Consider the following 1,165-nt stretch of genomic DNA (forward strand, 5'->3'; position numbering starts at 1 on the left):
CGAAATCGAAACCGGACTGGATGATGGTGCCATTCACACGTCTGTAGCGGATATAGACGGCGATGGTGATATGGATATCATTGGGTCGGCCCGCGAATCAGGCGCCTTCACGGTGTTCCGCAATGATGGGACCGGAGCCTTCGATGCAGGAACACAGGTGGCAACCGCACTGGATACTGGTGCCATTCACACGTCTGTGGTGGATATAGACGGCGATGGTGATATGGACATCATCGGAGCGGCCGACATCTCAGGCGCCTTCACGGTGTTCCGCAATGATGGGACCGGAGCCTTCGATGCAGGAACACAGATCGACACCACGCTGGATAATGGTGCCAGACACACCTCTGTTGCAGACTTGGACGGCGATGGTGATATGGACATCATCGGAGTGGCCATCACCTCAGGCGCCTTCACGGTGTTCCGCAATGATGGGACCGGAGCCTTCGATGCAGGAACACAGCTCGATACAGACTTTGGTATATTTCCCAGTCACACGTCTGTGGCGGATATAGACGGCGATGGTGATCTGGACATCATCGGGTCAGCTCTAGTTTCAGATGCCTTCACAGTGTACCGCAATGATGGGACCGGAGCCTTCGATGCGGGAACGCAGATCGACAGCGGAAGTTTTAATGGTGGTCCCAGTCACACCTCTGTTGCAGATTTGGACGGCGATGGCGATCTGGACATCATCGGGTCATCGGGCGGGACAAATTCCTTCACGGTGTTCCTGAATAACGGAACGGGAGGCTTTGATGCGGGAACGCAAATCGATGATACAGCGGATTTTGATAACCCCATTTCCACCTCTGTGTTTGATGTAGATGGTGATGGTGCTTTGGATATCATCGGGTCTTTGAGTGGCTCCGACGAATTCATAGTGTTTCTGGGTAACGGCGATGGAACTTTCGGTGCGGGAATGCAGATCGACACCGGACTGGATGATGGTGCCACTCACACGTCTGTGGCGGATATAGACGGTGACATGAGGGGGGACATTATTGTATCAGCCGTTAATTCAGATGTATTTGGGATATTGTTCAATGAGAATATTCCGGGTGTGATTTAAAATGAATTAGTCTCGATGTTATCTGACACCGCCCCCAATTTTTCAAATTGGATTGGGGGCGGTGTTTCCCTTGAAGGGAGATGGTTGTCCGTT

1 protein-coding gene is annotated in these 1,165 nt (G+C 52.3%); it reads left to right on the forward strand.

What is annotated here, in order from left to right; all coding sequences use genetic code 11:
* Nucleotides 1-1,072: FG-GAP repeat domain-containing protein (locus tag ACR0CW_RS23145; RefSeq protein ID WP_480789584.1), on the forward strand; the 1,072-nt coding region annotated here is incomplete at its 5' end.
* Nucleotides 1,073-1,165: the final 93 nt, after the last annotated feature.

This window comes from Ruegeria sp. CH6 (assembly GCF_056537005.1).